Annotated in this window: 13 protein-coding genes, 3 tRNA genes and 1 pseudogene; 12 read left to right on the top strand and 5 right to left on the bottom strand. The window is 36.6% G+C overall.

The annotated features are described in order from the left end of the window. Nucleotides 1-68: 68 nt before the first annotated feature. A complete protein-coding gene (locus E2R68_RS10285; protein ID WP_134277602.1) occupies nt 69-1,283 on the top strand; it encodes a DUF945 family protein in 1,215 nt (404 codons plus the stop codon). 63 nt (nt 1,284-1,346) lie between these two features. Here the strand turns inward: E2R68_RS10285 and E2R68_RS10280 are convergent, their stop codons facing one another. Beyond that, entirely contained in the window at nt 1,347-1,976 is a 630-nt protein-coding gene (locus E2R68_RS10280) for an MBL fold metallo-hydrolase (RefSeq protein ID WP_134277601.1), read from the bottom strand. A 208-nt stretch (nt 1,977-2,184) separates the two neighbouring features. Next, entirely contained in the window at nt 2,185-3,735 is a 1,551-nt protein-coding gene (gene leuA / locus E2R68_RS10275; protein WP_134277600.1) for a 2-isopropylmalate synthase, read from the bottom strand. Nucleotides 3,736-4,051: 316 nt separating this feature from the next. Between leuA and msrB the strand changes: the two genes are divergently transcribed. After that, nucleotides 4,052-4,498 carry a peptide-methionine (R)-S-oxide reductase MsrB gene (gene msrB, locus E2R68_RS10270; RefSeq protein WP_134277599.1) on the top strand — a complete coding sequence of 149 codons (447 nt, stop codon included), beginning with the start codon at nt 4,052-4,054 and terminating at the stop codon, nt 4,496-4,498. A 3-nt stretch (nt 4,499-4,501) separates the two neighbouring features. On the opposite strand, the gene E2R68_RS10265 is transcribed toward msrB, so the two are convergent. Then, the gene (locus E2R68_RS10265) at nt 4,502-4,927 is read right to left on the bottom strand and encodes a GNAT family N-acetyltransferase (protein WP_134277598.1); all 426 of its coding nucleotides are present in this window, start codon (nt 4,925-4,927) and stop codon (nt 4,502-4,504) included. A 95-nt stretch (nt 4,928-5,022) separates the two neighbouring features. Here E2R68_RS10265 and murB point away from each other — a divergent pair, with 95 nt between their 5' ends. The 5 genes from murB to E2R68_RS10240 all read left to right on the top strand — a co-directional run bounded on the left by murB (nt 5,023) and on the right by E2R68_RS10240 (nt 7,500). After that, the gene (murB, locus tag E2R68_RS10260) at nt 5,023-6,081 is read left to right on the top strand and encodes a UDP-N-acetylmuramate dehydrogenase (protein ID WP_134277597.1); all 1,059 of its coding nucleotides are present in this window, start codon (nt 5,023-5,025) and stop codon (nt 6,079-6,081) included. Beyond that, entirely contained in the window at nt 6,074-7,045 is a 972-nt protein-coding gene (gene birA, locus E2R68_RS10255) for a bifunctional biotin--[acetyl-CoA-carboxylase] ligase/biotin operon repressor BirA (RefSeq protein WP_134277596.1), read from the top strand. The genes murB and birA overlap by 8 nt, the downstream gene beginning before the upstream one ends. 117 nt (nt 7,046-7,162) lie before the next feature. Continuing rightward, a tRNA-Thr gene (locus E2R68_RS10250) sits at nt 7,163-7,238 on the top strand. A gap of 10 nt (nt 7,239-7,248) precedes the next feature. Further along, nucleotides 7,249-7,332: transfer RNA gene (locus E2R68_RS10245), tRNA-Tyr, on the top strand. A gap of 93 nt (nt 7,333-7,425) precedes the next feature. Next, nucleotides 7,426-7,500 (top strand) — tRNA-Gly (locus E2R68_RS10240). 162 nt (nt 7,501-7,662) lie between these two features. Here the strand turns inward: E2R68_RS10240 and E2R68_RS10235 are convergent. Next, nucleotides 7,663-7,869 (bottom strand): helix-turn-helix domain-containing protein, encoded by a 207-nt coding sequence (locus E2R68_RS10235; RefSeq protein ID WP_445177084.1) that lies wholly within the window; start codon nt 7,867-7,869, stop codon nt 7,663-7,665. A gap of 136 nt (nt 7,870-8,005) precedes the next feature. Here E2R68_RS10235 and E2R68_RS10230 point away from each other — a divergent pair, with 136 nt between their 5' ends. Genes E2R68_RS10230 through E2R68_RS10220 form a run of 3 tightly spaced genes read left to right on the top strand, consistent with a single transcriptional unit; the run spans nt 8,006 to nt 9,760 of the window. Then, nucleotides 8,006-8,218, top strand: a complete 213-nt coding sequence (locus E2R68_RS10230; RefSeq protein ID WP_134277594.1) for a hypothetical protein — start codon at nt 8,006-8,008, stop codon at nt 8,216-8,218. An 8-nt stretch (nt 8,219-8,226) separates the two neighbouring features. After that, nucleotides 8,227-9,411 (top strand): site-specific integrase, encoded by a 1,185-nt coding sequence (locus E2R68_RS10225; RefSeq protein ID WP_134277593.1) that lies wholly within the window; start codon nt 8,227-8,229, stop codon nt 9,409-9,411. Further along, nucleotides 9,404-9,760 (top strand): hypothetical protein, encoded by a 357-nt coding sequence (locus E2R68_RS10220; RefSeq protein WP_134277592.1) that lies wholly within the window; start codon nt 9,404-9,406, stop codon nt 9,758-9,760. The genes E2R68_RS10225 and E2R68_RS10220 overlap by 8 nt, the downstream gene beginning before the upstream one ends. Before the next feature lie 254 nt (nt 9,761-10,014). On the opposite strand, the gene E2R68_RS10215 is transcribed toward E2R68_RS10220, so the two are convergent. After that, nucleotides 10,015-11,460, bottom strand: a complete 1,446-nt coding sequence (locus E2R68_RS10215; RefSeq protein ID WP_134277591.1) for an MvaI/BcnI family restriction endonuclease — start codon at nt 11,458-11,460, stop codon at nt 10,015-10,017. A gap of 399 nt (nt 11,461-11,859) precedes the next feature. Between E2R68_RS10215 and E2R68_RS10210 the strand changes: the two genes are divergently transcribed. Together E2R68_RS10210 and E2R68_RS10205 are read left to right on the top strand one after the other, a co-directional pair. After that, entirely contained in the window at nt 11,860-13,437 is a 1,578-nt protein-coding gene (locus tag E2R68_RS10210; RefSeq protein ID WP_134277590.1) for a DNA cytosine methyltransferase, read from the top strand. A 66-nt stretch (nt 13,438-13,503) separates the two neighbouring features. Beyond that, a pseudogene (locus E2R68_RS10205) lies at nt 13,504-14,199 on the top strand (IS6 family transposase). Nucleotides 14,200-14,614 lie beyond the last annotated feature (415 nt).

Genomic DNA, 14,614 nt, shown 5'->3' with positions numbered 1-14,614 from the left:
AGTAAATCCACTACACATTAAGATCGATTTAAGATCTCAAAAAAAGCCATTTTTTTTATAAGGTTATAATGAAAAAATCAATCATTGCACTAATAATTATATTTCTAGGTTTGTTAAGTAGTACCTATTTCGTTGGCGAAATGGTGCAAACTGAATTACAAAAACTAATTAAGCAGCAATCTGATCAATCGGCCCAAATTGAATTAGTAAGTTATCAAAAATCATTTCTAACAGCGCAAATGCAAGTTAAAGTAACTATTCCAATGGAAGGTGGAACACCATTACAATTTATTATTGATTCTGATATTACTCATTACCCTTATAAAGCAACAACTTCAAACCATATTACTTTTTTAGATGAACAAATCGCTGAAAAAGTAGAAGATTTTTTTGAAACTAAAGATTGGTTAACTTCACATGAAGAAGTGAGCATCTTAGGTTCTATTACTGGTCAATTAAAATTAGTGAATGGCTCTTTTACAAGTCCGGAAGAGAGTTTTAATAGTGAGCCATTAGCCCTTTCTTATCAATATAATGTTAGCCAGCATTCAGGTGAGTTTAATATTGATTGGGCGGGATTTGATGGAAATTCGCTTGATGGCCAAACATTTGATGTACAAAGTTTTGAGATCCACTCTACTTTTGCCGGCGTGAATAATAGTCATCTATTAGATTATCAATACCGAACACATATTGAGTCACTGGCTCTTTCTGATCCGCACAGCAATTTAAGAGTGTCTGGTATATTATTAGAAGGTGAAACTGAAACCAGCCATGATCAAACCACGGTGAATAGTAAAAATAATTGGAAGGTAAAAGAGTACCAAGAAAATGGGCAAGTATTTACTGATAATCATATTAATCTGTCATTATTAGGTCTTAACTTACAAGCAATTAGCACACTTAAATCGGGTAATGAGAACGCTATTTTGATTAATCAAGCATTGATTAATTTATTAAAACAAGGGGCAACGGTTGAACTATCAACTCTACATTCGAATACTCCATGGGGCGTTGTTGATGGCAAATTGCACATGGATATTCAACCGGGTGCTATTCTGCAAGAAGTGATCAATAATCCATTGCTTTTAATTGATTATGTAAATGGTGAATTAGATTTAAGTATTCCACAAAAATTATCACAACACCCTGAATTTTCAGAAGGCATTAGAATGGGAATAATCAGTGGAGTCTTGAAGCAAGAAGATAAGCAATTAACGTTACATTCTAGTTTAGATAGAGGAGAGCTAACGGTAAACGGACAGGTTATTCCTTTACAGTAAGCTAAAGATCTAACATAACTTCATCCTGCATTATTAATTGTTAGCAGGATGAAGTTCATTAAATTAACGTAAATAAGGGTTTGTTGCTTTTTCGTGAGCAATCGTAGTTGTTGGCCCATGACCTGGAAAGACAACTGTATCTTGAGGTAGCGTTAATAATTTTTGTTTAATACCGCTGATCAGTTGGGAATGGTTACCTCTAGGAAAATCTGAACGGCCAATTGCGCCATTAAATAATATATCCCCAACAATAATCTGCTTACTTACCGCATCAAAAAGAGCAACATGTCCAGGCGTGTGTCCTGGGATATGTAAAATATTTAATTTAATATTACCAACTTCAACTACGTCACCTTCCTGCAGCCATTGTGTTGGCAAAAAACTACGGGTATTTGGGAAGTTAAACATAGTGCTTTGTGCTTCTAATTGATTTAGCCAAAAAGCATCTTCTTTTTCTGGCCCAACAATAGGAATATTTAAACGTTCTGCTAATACTTCTGTTCCACCTACATGATCTAAATGACCATGAGTCAGGATTATTTTATCAACATTTACTTTGTGATTATTTACTGCACTTAAAATGCGATCAGCTTCGCCGCCAGGGTCAACGATGGCTGCTTGTTTAGTTTCTTCACAAATAATGAGGCTACAGTTTTGTTGATAAGGTGTAACGGGAATGACCACTATTTTCATTTTAAATCCTATATAGCAATTGTATTAATTCAATGGGTTAATATTACGCAGAAAAATGGGTTATACCAATGACATTAATTAAGTGAGCTAAATTTTCTAGTTAAAATAACTCACTTCTTTGTTATAAGTTGGTATGGCTGGAGTTATCTATGAGGGAAATAAAAAAGGCAACCGAAGTTGCCTTTGAGCATATAAGTCGCGTCAGTTTTTAAACTTGTGCTAGATTTTTCTTTTTAATTTCAACTGCTTTAGCAAGGTGAATATGATTCATCACATGCACTAAGGCTTTTGCAGATGATTCAATAATATCTGTTGATAAACCAATACCATGGAATCGCTGACCATTATAAGTCGCTACAATATCAACTTGTCCTAAGGCATCTTTACCTTTACCTTTGCCACTGATTTTATAAGATTCCATGCTGATATCTAATCCAGAGATACGCATTAAACATTGATAAGCCGCATCAATTGGACCATTACCCGTTGAAGCTTCTACCACGCGTTTATCTTCACCAATCTCCATGACAACACTTGCAGTAGCGACTAAACCAGAACCTGAAAGCACACTGATACTAGATAATTTATAGTATTCAGGCTCACTTTCTATTTGATTAAAGAACATTAATGCTTCTAAATCGTAATCAAATACTTGGCCTTTTTTGTCGGCTAGCGCTAAAAAGCTAGTGTATAACTCCTCTAGGTCATAATCAGTATCTCGGTAACCTAGTTCTTGCATACGGTGTTGAATAACATGACGACCTGAGCGAGAAGTTAAATTTAATTTATTCGTTAGAATACCTACACTTTCAGGTGTAATTATTTCGTAAGTATTTTGAGCTTTTAACACGCCATCTTGGTGAATTCCTGATGAATGAGAAAATGCGTTTGCACCAACAATCGCTTTATTAGATTGGATTGGCATATTACAAATCTGACTGACTAACTGGCTAGTACGTGCAATTTCAACAGGATTAATGTTGGTTGTGTAGCCCATTTTTGCTTTACGAGTATGTAAAATCATAGCGACTTCTTCAAGCGAACAGTTACCTGCACGCTCACCGATACCATTCATAGTACATTCAATTTGACGAGCACCATTTTCAACTGCGGTGATAGAGTTCGCAACAGACATGCCTAAATCATCATGACAATGCACAGAAATAACGGCTTGATCGATATTTGGAACACGTTCAAATAACGTTTTAATAATGCCGCCAAATTCACTTGGATAGGTGTATCCCACGGTATCTGGAATATTAATTGTACGAGCCCCTGCTTTAATTGCTTCTTCAACCATACGGCATAAATTATCAATAGGTGTACGGCCAGCATCTTCACATGAAAACTCAACATCATCAGTTAAGTTACGTGCATATTTAACCGCATTTACAGCCATTTCTAGTACATCATCAAAAGAGCGTTTTAATTTACTCTCAACATGAATAGTAGAGGTGGAGATAAAAGTATGAATACGAAAAGCTTCTGCTACTTGTAATGCTTGAGCGGCGGCATCGATGTCTTTAGGTAGTGCTCGAGACAAAGCACAAACTCGGCTATTTTTAATTTCACGAGCAATAGTTTGTACTGATTCAAAATCACCTGGAGAGGAAATAGGGAAACCAACTTCCATAATATCCACACCTAAACGTTCCAGTGCAAATGCAATTTGAAGTTTTTCTTTCACTGTAAGGCTCGCGCTTAATGCTTGTTCACCGTCGCGTAAAGTAGTATCGAAAATAATGACTTGTTCAGACATAAGAAATCCCTCTTTCTAGATTGATTTAAAGTGGATATAAAAAACCCGTACAGGGCACGGGTTTTAAGAGTTTAACTGATATTACTTAAATACTTACCATCTTTACGTATTGAGTATAAACATCAATTGTCTCTAATTTTTACAATTTAATAACAACTCCTAGAATAGTTACGCTTTTTAAATTGTGCGTCAAGTGCTTATTCTAATAACCGCGATATCAATAAGGCTTATAACTAGATAATGACCATAGCCTTTGTAGCGTTTAATTTTGTTTAATAAAGTCGTATCATCAAGTTATCTATATAGAGGGATAATAATGAGTGAATTTAAAAAGCCATCAGCGGATGAGTTAAAACAACAATTAAATGACTTACAGTACCAAGTCACTCAACAAGAGGGAACTGAGCCTCCTTTTAATAATTTATATTGGGATCATACTGAGCCGGGGATTTATGTTGATATTGTTTCAGGAGAAGCGTTATTTAGTTCTCTGGATAAATTTGATGCGCATTGTGGTTGGCCAAGCTTTACGCAGCCATTAGCTCAGACGGCGTTAACAGAAAAAGTAGATAATAAATTATTCTCACAACGTACAGAGGTAAGAAGTACAGAAGCGGATTCTCATTTAGGGCATGTATTTGATGATGGCCCTGCACCAACAGGATTACGCTATTGTATTAACTCTGCTTCACTTCGTTTTATTGCCAAAAATAAAATGGCAGAAGAAGGTTATGAACATTTATTAACGTTATTTGAAGGTTAGAAATTAGGCGATCTTTTTTATCATACACAATAATGGTTTATGGCTATTGTAGCCTTGGTATCGCATATTTAATCTTTCAGGTAATTGTTCTGGAGAATAAAGTTCAAAGCCAAGTTGTTGATAAAAGCTCTGTAAATGAGGGTAAGGAAAGCAATAAATGGCTTGTGTTTGTAAGTGAAGAATCTTTTTAATCAATAAACTTGCAATGCCTTTTCCTCGCACATCAGGTGCACAAGCAACCCCTGTTAATAATAATTCCCCTTGCACTTCTTTTAATCGTGCCGCACATAATATCTGCTGATTTTTTAATATAAATACGTGATCATTCTTATTGGCCACTCCCTTTTTATAAACTCGTTTATAAAATTGATTCACCAATGGGGTCTGTTGTTTCTGTAATTGTTCAAATTGTAGTGAGTTAAGATCCATCTCAGTTCCGAGTTGCTTGTTTCAAGTGTTTGATGAGGTAGACTGTATCGACATATTTTATAGTAGGGTAACGTATCAATGTATAAGAGGTTATCATGATTGAAAAAAATAGCTCACTCAAAACTTTTAATAGTTTTTCAATTGATGCCCATGCGCATCTACTTTTTCATTTCCAGCAACTTTCTCAACTGCCTGAATTATTAACATTGATTAAAAAGATGAGATCGCTTAATAAACCCGTTTTAGTCTTAGGCGGTGGTAGTAATACGTTATTTTGTAATGACTTCAGTGGCCTTGTGATCAAAGTTGAGCTGATGGGTATTACTCAAAGTGAAGATGAACTCCATCATTTATTACAAGTTGCAGCAGGTGAAAATTGGCATCAACTCGTTAAAAGCACAATTCAACAAGAAATATATGGGTTAGAGAACTTAGCATTAATTCCCGGCGTAGTCGGAGCTGCACCTGTACAAAATATTGGAGCTTACGGTGTTGAGTTTAAAGATGTTTGTGTCAGTGTTGATTATGTTGATCTGATTGATGGTGAACTTAAAACTCTATCTAATGAAGATTGTTTGTTTGCCTACCGTGATAGTATTTTTAAAGGTGAGTTAAAAGATCGCACCTTAATTACCTCTGTTTCTTTAAAATTACCTAAACAATGGCAAGCACATTGTCGCTATGGTTTATTAAAAGACTTAGATGAAACTGAAGCCTCAGTCAGTGCACTACAAATATTTGATAATGTTTGTCGTATTCGTAGTGAAAAGTTACCAGACCCAAGGGTGTTAGGTAATGCGGGGAGTTTTTTTAAAAATCCAGTAGTTAGTGCCAATCTAGCTGAACAGCTTTTATCGCACCATGCAGAAATGCCAAATTATCCACAAGCAGATGGCATGGTTAAATTAGCCGCCGGATGGTTGATTGACCAGTGTGGTTTAAAAGGTAAAACAATTGGTGGTGCAGCAGTGCATAAAGACCAAGCTTTAGTGTTAATTAATAACGGTAACGCAACAGCACAAGATGTTATCCAACTAGCATGGTTTGTGAGAGAACAGGTATTACAAAAATTTGCCGTGTTATTAGAGCATGAAGTGCGCTTTATTGATGCCTTAGGTGAAACTAATTTACAGCGAGTAATAAACAATGTCTGAATTGAATGAGCAAGGAAATAAACTGTTAAATCTACTCGCAGATGGTGAGTTTCATTCAGGTGAAAAAATAGGTGAGTTATTAGGCGTTTCACGTACTTCAGTGAATAACTACATCAAAGCCTTACAAGAAATTGGCTTGGATATATACAAGGTAACTGGCAAAGGCTATTGCAGTGCCACTCCATTAACACTGTTAGATAAACAAACGATTAAACAAGTAAGTGGTGTAGAACATATTCATGTAGAACAAATACTCGAATCAACAAATCAGTACCTATTAGATAACATGGATTTTTTAAAAAATGGTACCGCTTGTATTGCAGAATATCAAACAGCAGGGCGAGGAAGAAGAGGGCGAGAATGGATTTCACCTTTTGCATCCCATTTGTATTTTTCAATGTATTGGCGTTTAGATGCAGGCATTGAAAAAGCCTCTGGTTTAAGTTTGCTGGTGGGCATTGCAACCGTAAATGCATTAGAAAAAATAGGTATTCAAGGCGTCGGCTTAAAGTGGCCTAATGATCTCTATTATCAAGGTAAAAAATTAGCAGGTATTTTAATTGAATTAAAAGCCCAAGCATCGGATGCCTGTCATAGTGTGATTGGTATTGGTATTAACGTGCGAATGTCTGCAGAACAAGGTAAGTTAATTGATCAACCTTGGGTTGATTTAAATAGTATTACCGTACAACCTGTCGATCGAAATCAACTTTCTGGTTTATTAATTAAAGAACTGCATCAGTTATTAATGGACTATGAAGAAAAAGGCTTGTCTCCTTTTTTAAGCCGCTGGTTTGACCTCGACTGTTTTATTAATCAACAAGTAAATTTGATTGTGGCAGACAAAGTACAATCAGGTATTTGTAGAGGAATTAATGAACAAGGTGCATTATTGTTAGAAATTGACCAACAAATAAAACCCTTTATTGGTGGAGAGATTTCATTGCGTTTGGCGAATAATTAATCGAAACTAAATAAATTGATTTGTTTTTAAGCAATCAATCAAAAAACTCCAATTAATTACTAAGAAACACTTGCAAGGTGCGCTCAAGTTCTTTAATATTCGCGGCACTTAGACAGCGCCGACTTAGCTCAGTAGGTAGAGCAACTGACTTGTAATCAGTAGGTCACCAGTTCGACTCCGGTAGTCGGCACCATCTAAGTCCTGGAGGGGTTCCCGAGTGGCCAAAGGGAACAGATTGTAAATCTGTCGCGAAAGCTTCGGTGGTTCGAATCCACCTCCCTCCACCATATTTTTATCTCACTTGTCACAGTGAGACAGTAAATAACAATGCAGCGCATTGTTTTTTGCTTTATAGCTTTGCTATAATTGATGCACTATTTGCGGGCATCGTATAATGGCTATTACTCCAGCCTTCCAAGCTGATAATGCGGGTTCGATTCCCGCTGCCCGCTCCAACTATTTATACTTTAAAACCAAGCACTTGTGCTTGGTTTTTTTGTTTCTGCTTTCCAATAAAATTAATTTGTGGCAACTTTGTGGCCAATCTGTGGCAAATGCTATTTATTGTCGTTCCCACGTTACATTTCCCTTAACCATACAAAATAAAATACTTTTAATTATTTTATTAATTCACCTGCTTCAAATAACTCCCCAATAGGCACATCTAAATAAGCACACAACGCATCAATTGCTTCCAGTTCAACTCTTGTTGCCGTCTCGTTATATAACCTTGTGATCGTCCCTCTATTGATTCCTGTATCTCTTGCTACATCTGCGATTTTTAATCGCTTAACTCCCATGATTTTTGATAAATGACACTTCAAAATGTTCTCCTTAGTTAAAAAATGTTCTATAGCGAGACAAAATGTCTTGCAATGTTATATTTTAATGCTATATTTTGACCTGTAGGAGATTAAAGTTCTCTTTAGACAGTTAGTTTTATTAATAGGAGATTATATTATGAATATTACATATATGACAACTTCTGAGTTATCAGAACGCATTAAATATGATCAAAGAACAATTCGTGAACAATTGAAAGATTCAGTGCTATTCGAAGGGGTGCATTATATTCGCCCATTTGGCGGAAGAAAAATTTTGTATCTATGGGAGCGTATCGAAGAAGAAATGTTGAATGGTGTTTCATTAAATACATTAACAATCGGCATGTGAGGTTAAAAATGGGAAATATAAGTGTAAGAAGTAATATGTTAGTGCTTGAGTTTAGAGCTCAAGGGCTTCGTTGCAGAGAACAAACAAAATTAGTTGATACTCCTGCAAATCGTAAACGTATGGAAAAACTATTAAAAGTAATAGAGGCAGAAATTATGTTGAATACTTTTGATTTTTGTAAATACTTTCCAAACAGTAAACGTGCAGCGAAATTTATAGAAATTCAAGAACGCAAACAAACAGCATCAAATTATTTTAACAGTACTGATGCACCAACAGTAAAAGAGTTTTCTGTCATTTGGTTTAATGAAAAAGCCATTGAATGGCGTCAAAGTCATAAGGAATCTATCGAAGGTATCTTAGAGTCTCACATTATTCCTGCGTTTGGAAAAATGAAGATCAGCGTCATCAAAAAACAAGATATCTTAACGTTTCGAGCTGCTCTCGCCAAAGTCCAGACTCGAACAAAGAAAACACTGTCGACCTCTCGTATCAATCATATCATGACACCACTAAGAATGATGCTTAACGAAGCCGCTGATCGCTATGAGTTTACGACACCTTGGAAAAATATAAAAGCCTTAAAAGTCCCTCGTACAGAGGTAAACCCATTCTCTTTGAATGAAGTTGAACGACTTATCAAAACAGCACCAGAAGATTTTAAACCTTATTACACAGTGCGTTTCTTCACTGGGTTGAGAACGGGGGAAATAGATGGACTTCATTGGGACAAAGTCGATTTAGATAAAAAGCAAATCTACATTGATCAAAGCCTTGTAAAAGGAGTGATGACAGAAGCCAAAACAGATGGATCCAATCGTGTCATTCAATTAACTGACCGCGTTGTAGAGGCATTAAAAATCCAGATGAAAATGACCAAGCACTTAGGGCCATTTGTCTTCTGTAAAAAAGATGGCAAACCCTTCAATTATCAGACAATCAGTCGCGTTATTTGGGAGCCAATGCTTCAGCGTTTGAAATTTAAGTACCGTAATCCTTATCAAACTCGTCACACCTTTGCGACTCTACTATTAGCCGCAGGTGAGTCACCAGAATGGATTGCTCAACAAATGGGGCATAGCACTACGACGATGTTGTTTCGTGTCTATTCGCGTTATGTACCCAATCTTACTCGTCAAGATGGTAGTGCTTTTGATCGTTATATCGAAACACAAGGAGAAAACAATGCTTAGTGTCCAAGATCATCCAATAGTGCAACAAATTGATAATGAAATACTTCATCGTGAAGCGAAGTTGGCTTATTTACAGACGGAGCGAATTGCTAAAACCAAGGCGTTATTAAAGTCTACTTATGAGTATGCGCGAATACTTTGTCGAAACTTAAATATTCAACAACAAGAAAGGGCAGTTGCTTTACTCTTTGGTTATGAGTATCTGACTAACATTCAAATGGTTGAACAATGGTTACTTGAGCAATTAGTGGAATTGAATCAGTGTGAGTTTTATTGCCCTGTAAGTGAACTACAGAACCGCCTTTTGATGCGATTAAACAGCCTACAACAGGATATGTTTTTGTATTAATTTGATATGTAATCGAGTCAATAAGCATAAGTACTTTACATATTGACTCGATTTATTTTTTAAGGTGCTAAGAAGGACATTGTGAGTTAGATTTAATTAGTTTTTGATAATCAGGCTTGCTGTTATTTAGTCTGATAATAGGCTCTTATACAATTATTGCCGGCTTATAATGCATGTGTGTATATTTTAAATCAGAATGTCCTAGTTGCTCTTGGACTGCTCGAATATCACCTCATCACTGTATGTATCTATTATTAAATTAAAGAATAAATAACTGGTTGAGGAAATAGCAGTTCAAGATCCCGCTTATTTATTTTAAACAAAGGTCCTTTCTCACTCACTCGATTATTACTACCATTACGTTTTATTAAGTGGTCCATGGTAACAACCCCGGATTGTATTAGAGGTAAGAGCTGGCTAAGAATTGGTGATTTAGTATGGGTTACTTTTAATAATTGGAATTGCTCTACCCCATCTACGACTTCACTTTTTGCTTCTACCCAAAAAGTCTCAGCGTGCTTCTCTTTCAGTCTTTTTCGTAACAAAGCGCCGGGCCATACTGCAACGAGATCTGTGTTGTTATACCACTCTTGTAATTGGTCTTTGGCTTGATCGTAGATGAAGGCTAGCCCTTGTGTATTTTCTCTTTGTGTAGTAATTGTGCAATACAACTTAAAGTCATCTTCTCGTTCATAACCGTATTTATTCAGTATTTCAGCACTTTTTTTACAAGGGCTAATGCTCCAATCTGCGACTTGTGCAAACAGTGTTGTACGAGTTTTATTACCTCTACCTGATTTTAATTCTATACCTTTATAGTCAGGCAGTTTGCTAGAGTTAGCTGATATTCCCAGCTTCTCTTCTAGCGTAAAACCAATTGCTGTATCACCTGTGCGAAGCGCTGGAAATGGTGATTTAGCGAGTTCTTTTAATTTCCCTAACAACTCATCTGCAATCGTATTGTGCTGTGTTACAAAGTTGTCTAGGAAGCTTTTAATGTGGGATTTGCTATCGCTTAATGATTCTTCAATAACTATAGTGGTCAGGTTAATAAGATAAGTTTCATCGTCTTTGATTATTATTGCGACCTGATCACCCGGTGTCGTATAAGAAGGTAGTTTTCTAAACCAAACTCTTGGATCACCTTGTTTTGTCATTGGCCTATATAAACTGGCTTTTGATTCCGTGACTTCATTATCATTTAAGAGATACGCATTTTTCATTACTTTGTAGTCTGGGCCTTGTCCTTGAGCCCAGTAAAAATGAAAGTTTTCTAATTCAAAATGGACTCTAATCTGCTGTGTTGCATCTAAGATAGATTTTTTTAAGCCCGTTATCGTTGGCTCAAACACAGAGAATTCAATACCTAGCTTTGTCAGTTGTCGTTTATTACTAGCGACTCTTTTCTTAATATCTGCAGCTAACTCTGCTTCCCGCTCTTGATCAAGCAAGTCATAATCATCATCGCTCATTTCAACATCGTCATATTCGACGAATGCTATTGAAGGTTGAGGGGTAGGGGCTTTGGCTTGTTCGTTATTTTTTAGCTCTTCTTGAAATGATTTCCAATCAGAAAAACCATGTTCACTACTTATCAGTAAAAGGGCTTCTGAGTGTGAGATATCACGTTCTATTTTTAACTTTTTAGCGCGTTGTTTAACTCTATTAATTGTAGGTAGAGTTATATTGTGATTTGTCATTAGGTTATACCCAAATTATTTCTGCGTAGAAATATAGAAACATTGGGTACGCTGAGGCGTTTGGTTCACAGGCTCCCCTTTCAAGCCTAAATTGACAAAGTAAGGGGACGCAGAATGAAAACCACCTATACAAATGTCTAGGTAGATAAGCTACAAAGGAGTTGTGTTGTAAGAGTTGTGCTCAACTGCAAACGACACCAACAATTTTGTCGGTTTATCTACAGAGAGGACCAGAAGGGGTCTTTACTTATAAAAGGTTGGCTTCTCTCAGAAGCCTTTAAGAACAATATATTATATTGTGAATAGCTGTCAATGTGCTTGTATCTAAAAGATAGGCCTGGACATTTGATTCTATTTGTATAGAATCTACCCTGTAAATTATAATTATCGAGGTTATGCGTGAATCATATTGAGTTATTTTCAGGGTGTGGTGGATTGTCTTTGGGCTTAGAGCAAAGTGGCTTTGAGCTTACGATGGCCAATGAACTTTCACCAATGGCAGCTGAATCATTTGCATACAACTTCTTTAATGAAAACTTAGAAGAGTTAGCTAATAATGGAGAGCGAGCTCAACATACCCTTTGGCTAAATAGTAATTTTTCTGAATTAAAGCCTCGTTTACGTGAGAACCCATTTACCTTCCCTGCTTATCATGTTGATGCTAACACTGATATACCTATTAATACTTTAGACCTCGAAGGTAAGCTAATTGTCGGAAGTATTGTTGAGTTAAATAGACTATTAGATTCAGATGAAAAATTAGTAACACAGCTGAGAACTGCTTTTGGTTCACCGCGAGGACTTGATTTAGTTTCTGGTGGACCACCATGCCAAAGTTTTAGTATGGCTGGTTTACGTAAACGTGATTGTGAAAAAAATACGCTTCCATGGGAATTTGCGAAATTTGTTCAACATACGCAACCCAAAATTGCCATGCTTGAGAACGTAACTGGCATTCTACGTGCTTTCAAAGATTCTGAGGGCAATAGCTTTCATGCTTGGTATGAGGTGGCAAAAGTATTTGCATCAATTGGATATGTGCCTCTTTGTTTGCACATTAACGCCCGATTAGCAGGTATTGCACAAAATCGTCCTCGTTTCATCATGATGGCAGTTAGGCATGATCATTATGAAAAAATTGCTCAACAGTTTGAAGCAGGTTGTGCAGATGAGCAGTTATTTACACCCTCACTTAAGTTCTATGAATTAGTACAAGAGTTAGGGGAGTCATTACCTTTTGGTCATCTTGATTATTTTGATGCAACTAAGCCTATCCACATTAAGTTATTTGAAGAGTCATTTTTGTCTCATTTAGTGAATGGCGACATAGTCACTGTTCAAGATGTATTGGATGATTTAAAGCAAAATAATCCAGCTGAGCCTTCTGCGTTTATAAATAATCTAAATACGACATTTGAAGCTCTGCCAAACCGAATTTCATTATTAAATCATGATTTCCGCAGAAACGGTGAAGTTGTTCAACGCCGCTTTAGGTTGTATCAAGTGTTGCAAGCCATCGGTCTACGTTCCATTACTCTGGAAATATTTACTGTTTTAAAAGGCAACGAAACTGATTTATCTGATGATGTTTGGAGTGTATGTCGTGAGCATAAATATCTTCAAGTGAATGGAGAACTTTCTGCTTTCTCATCGAAGAAACTATTTGTTGAATATCTTCAAGCACATCCAACAAAAAAACAAACACAAAAAGCTTTAGTCGCGGATGCTCCAGCACCCGCAGCGTTATCTATTCCAGATGATGCTTGTCACTATGATGAACATGAACTTCGAGTATTAACTGTTCGAGAAATGGCAAGAATTCAGTCATTTCCCGATAATTTTGTATTTCGTTCAAAGGTGACTACAGGTGGCCAGATGCGTAAGTTTGAAGTGCCCCAGTATACACAGGTAGGAAATGCGGTGCCTCCTTTGTTAGGACTTCGATTAGGGCAATGTCTATCTACAATTCTACTTTAATGAATATTAGGCGGATTGGCACTGTCAACTTAACAACCCCTCAATCAATTGTGGGATAATCTGCTGATGAAAAATTTAAATATCTATGCAGGTTATCGTTATCCTGCCCAAATAATCAGTCACGTAGTTTGGCTTTATCATCGATTTACACTTAGCTTTTGTGATATTGAAGAATTGCTTGCGGCCAGAAGTATCGTTGTTAGTTATGAAACGATTCGTCAGTAGTGCAAAAAGTATGGAGCAATGTATTGCAATCAAATAAAAAAGAGCCGTAGTCAGCTTGGAGATACTTGGTATCTGGATGAGGTCTTTATTAAGATCAATGGCGTATTACATTACCTTTGGCGAGCGGTAGATCAAGACGGTGATGAAATAGATATTTTAGTGCAAAAGTGCAAAGATAAAGGCGCAGCCATCTGTTTCTTTAAGCTGTTATTAAAAGGGCAGGGAGTGATGCAGTTGAAAATTGTGACAGATAAATTGGCAATTTACTCCGCCGCAAAAAAAGAATTAATGCCAAGTATTGAACACTCAACCGTTCAGTATGAAAACAATAGATGTGAGTTATCACATCAGCCTACTCGGCAACAAGAAAGGCAAATGAGGCGATTCAAATCCCATGGTCAAGCTCAACGTTTTTTGAGTTGCCATGGTGTGATTAATAACTTATTTCGACCTGGTCGACATTTAATGCAAGCGAAACATTATCGCTTTTTCCGCGATCGTTCCTTTGTCGAATGGGATAGGGTGAGTTGTGTCTAAAATTTAGTTTAGAGCTAATTTTAATGGATTTGCTTGGTTAAACTCGATAAGTTGACAGTACCGGCGGATAGTATCAAGAAGCCTATCTCGCTTTATCTTTCTGTTTGACAAAATTTGTCCATCAGTACTCAACACACATACTTGGAAGAGATTTTTTGCTATATCGATACCGACAACTTTAATAGACATATTTGTTACTCCTGTTCTCACTGGTTGTACTATTAGTTTGGTACAACGACGCTAGAAGGGGAGGTGCGTCCATCACATCAAAGCTTTCAAAAGTCCGAAAATAAGACCCTGTAAATAATTCTGTGTAACTGCGGTTTTTAAACGTAGTCTTTAAGACGGTCTTCGAACGTTATCATAAAACGATTCAAGGCCGTTTTCCAATTTCTTATTGGCATCGTCCATTTCT

The organism is Psychromonas algarum (assembly GCF_004376845.1).
GTDB lineage: Bacteria > Pseudomonadota > Gammaproteobacteria > Enterobacterales > Psychromonadaceae > Psychromonas.
This window is presented reverse-complemented; position numbering and strand designations above follow the sequence as displayed.

What these genes read in the sequence shown, in the direction of transcription:
- E2R68_RS10230 (WP_134277594.1), top strand. Translation starts at nt 8,006, where the DNA reads ATGAATATTACATATATGACAACTTCTGAGTTATCAGAACGCATTAAA.
- msrB (WP_134277599.1), top strand. Translation starts at nt 4,052, where the DNA reads ATGAGTGAATTTAAAAAGCCATCAGCGGATGAGTTAAAACAACAATTA.
- E2R68_RS10280 (WP_134277601.1), bottom strand. Translation starts at nt 1,976, where the DNA reads ATGAAAATAGTGGTCATTCCCGTTACACCTTATCAACAAAACTGTAGC.
- E2R68_RS10215 (WP_134277591.1), bottom strand. Translation starts at nt 11,460, where the DNA reads ATGACAAATCACAATATAACTCTACCTACAATTAATAGAGTTAAACAA.
- E2R68_RS10285 (WP_134277602.1), top strand. Translation starts at nt 69, where the DNA reads ATGAAAAAATCAATCATTGCACTAATAATTATATTTCTAGGTTTGTTA.
- birA (WP_134277596.1), top strand. Translation starts at nt 6,074, where the DNA reads ATGTCTGAATTGAATGAGCAAGGAAATAAACTGTTAAATCTACTCGCA.
- E2R68_RS10225 (WP_134277593.1), top strand. Translation starts at nt 8,227, where the DNA reads ATGGGAAATATAAGTGTAAGAAGTAATATGTTAGTGCTTGAGTTTAGA.
- murB (WP_134277597.1), top strand. Translation starts at nt 5,023, where the DNA reads ATGATTGAAAAAAATAGCTCACTCAAAACTTTTAATAGTTTTTCAATT.
- leuA (WP_134277600.1), bottom strand. Translation starts at nt 3,735, where the DNA reads ATGTCTGAACAAGTCATTATTTTCGATACTACTTTACGCGACGGTGAA.
- E2R68_RS10265 (WP_134277598.1), bottom strand. Translation starts at nt 4,927, where the DNA reads ATGGATCTTAACTCACTACAATTTGAACAATTACAGAAACAACAGACC.
- E2R68_RS10220 (WP_134277592.1), top strand. Translation starts at nt 9,404, where the DNA reads ATGCTTAGTGTCCAAGATCATCCAATAGTGCAACAAATTGATAATGAA.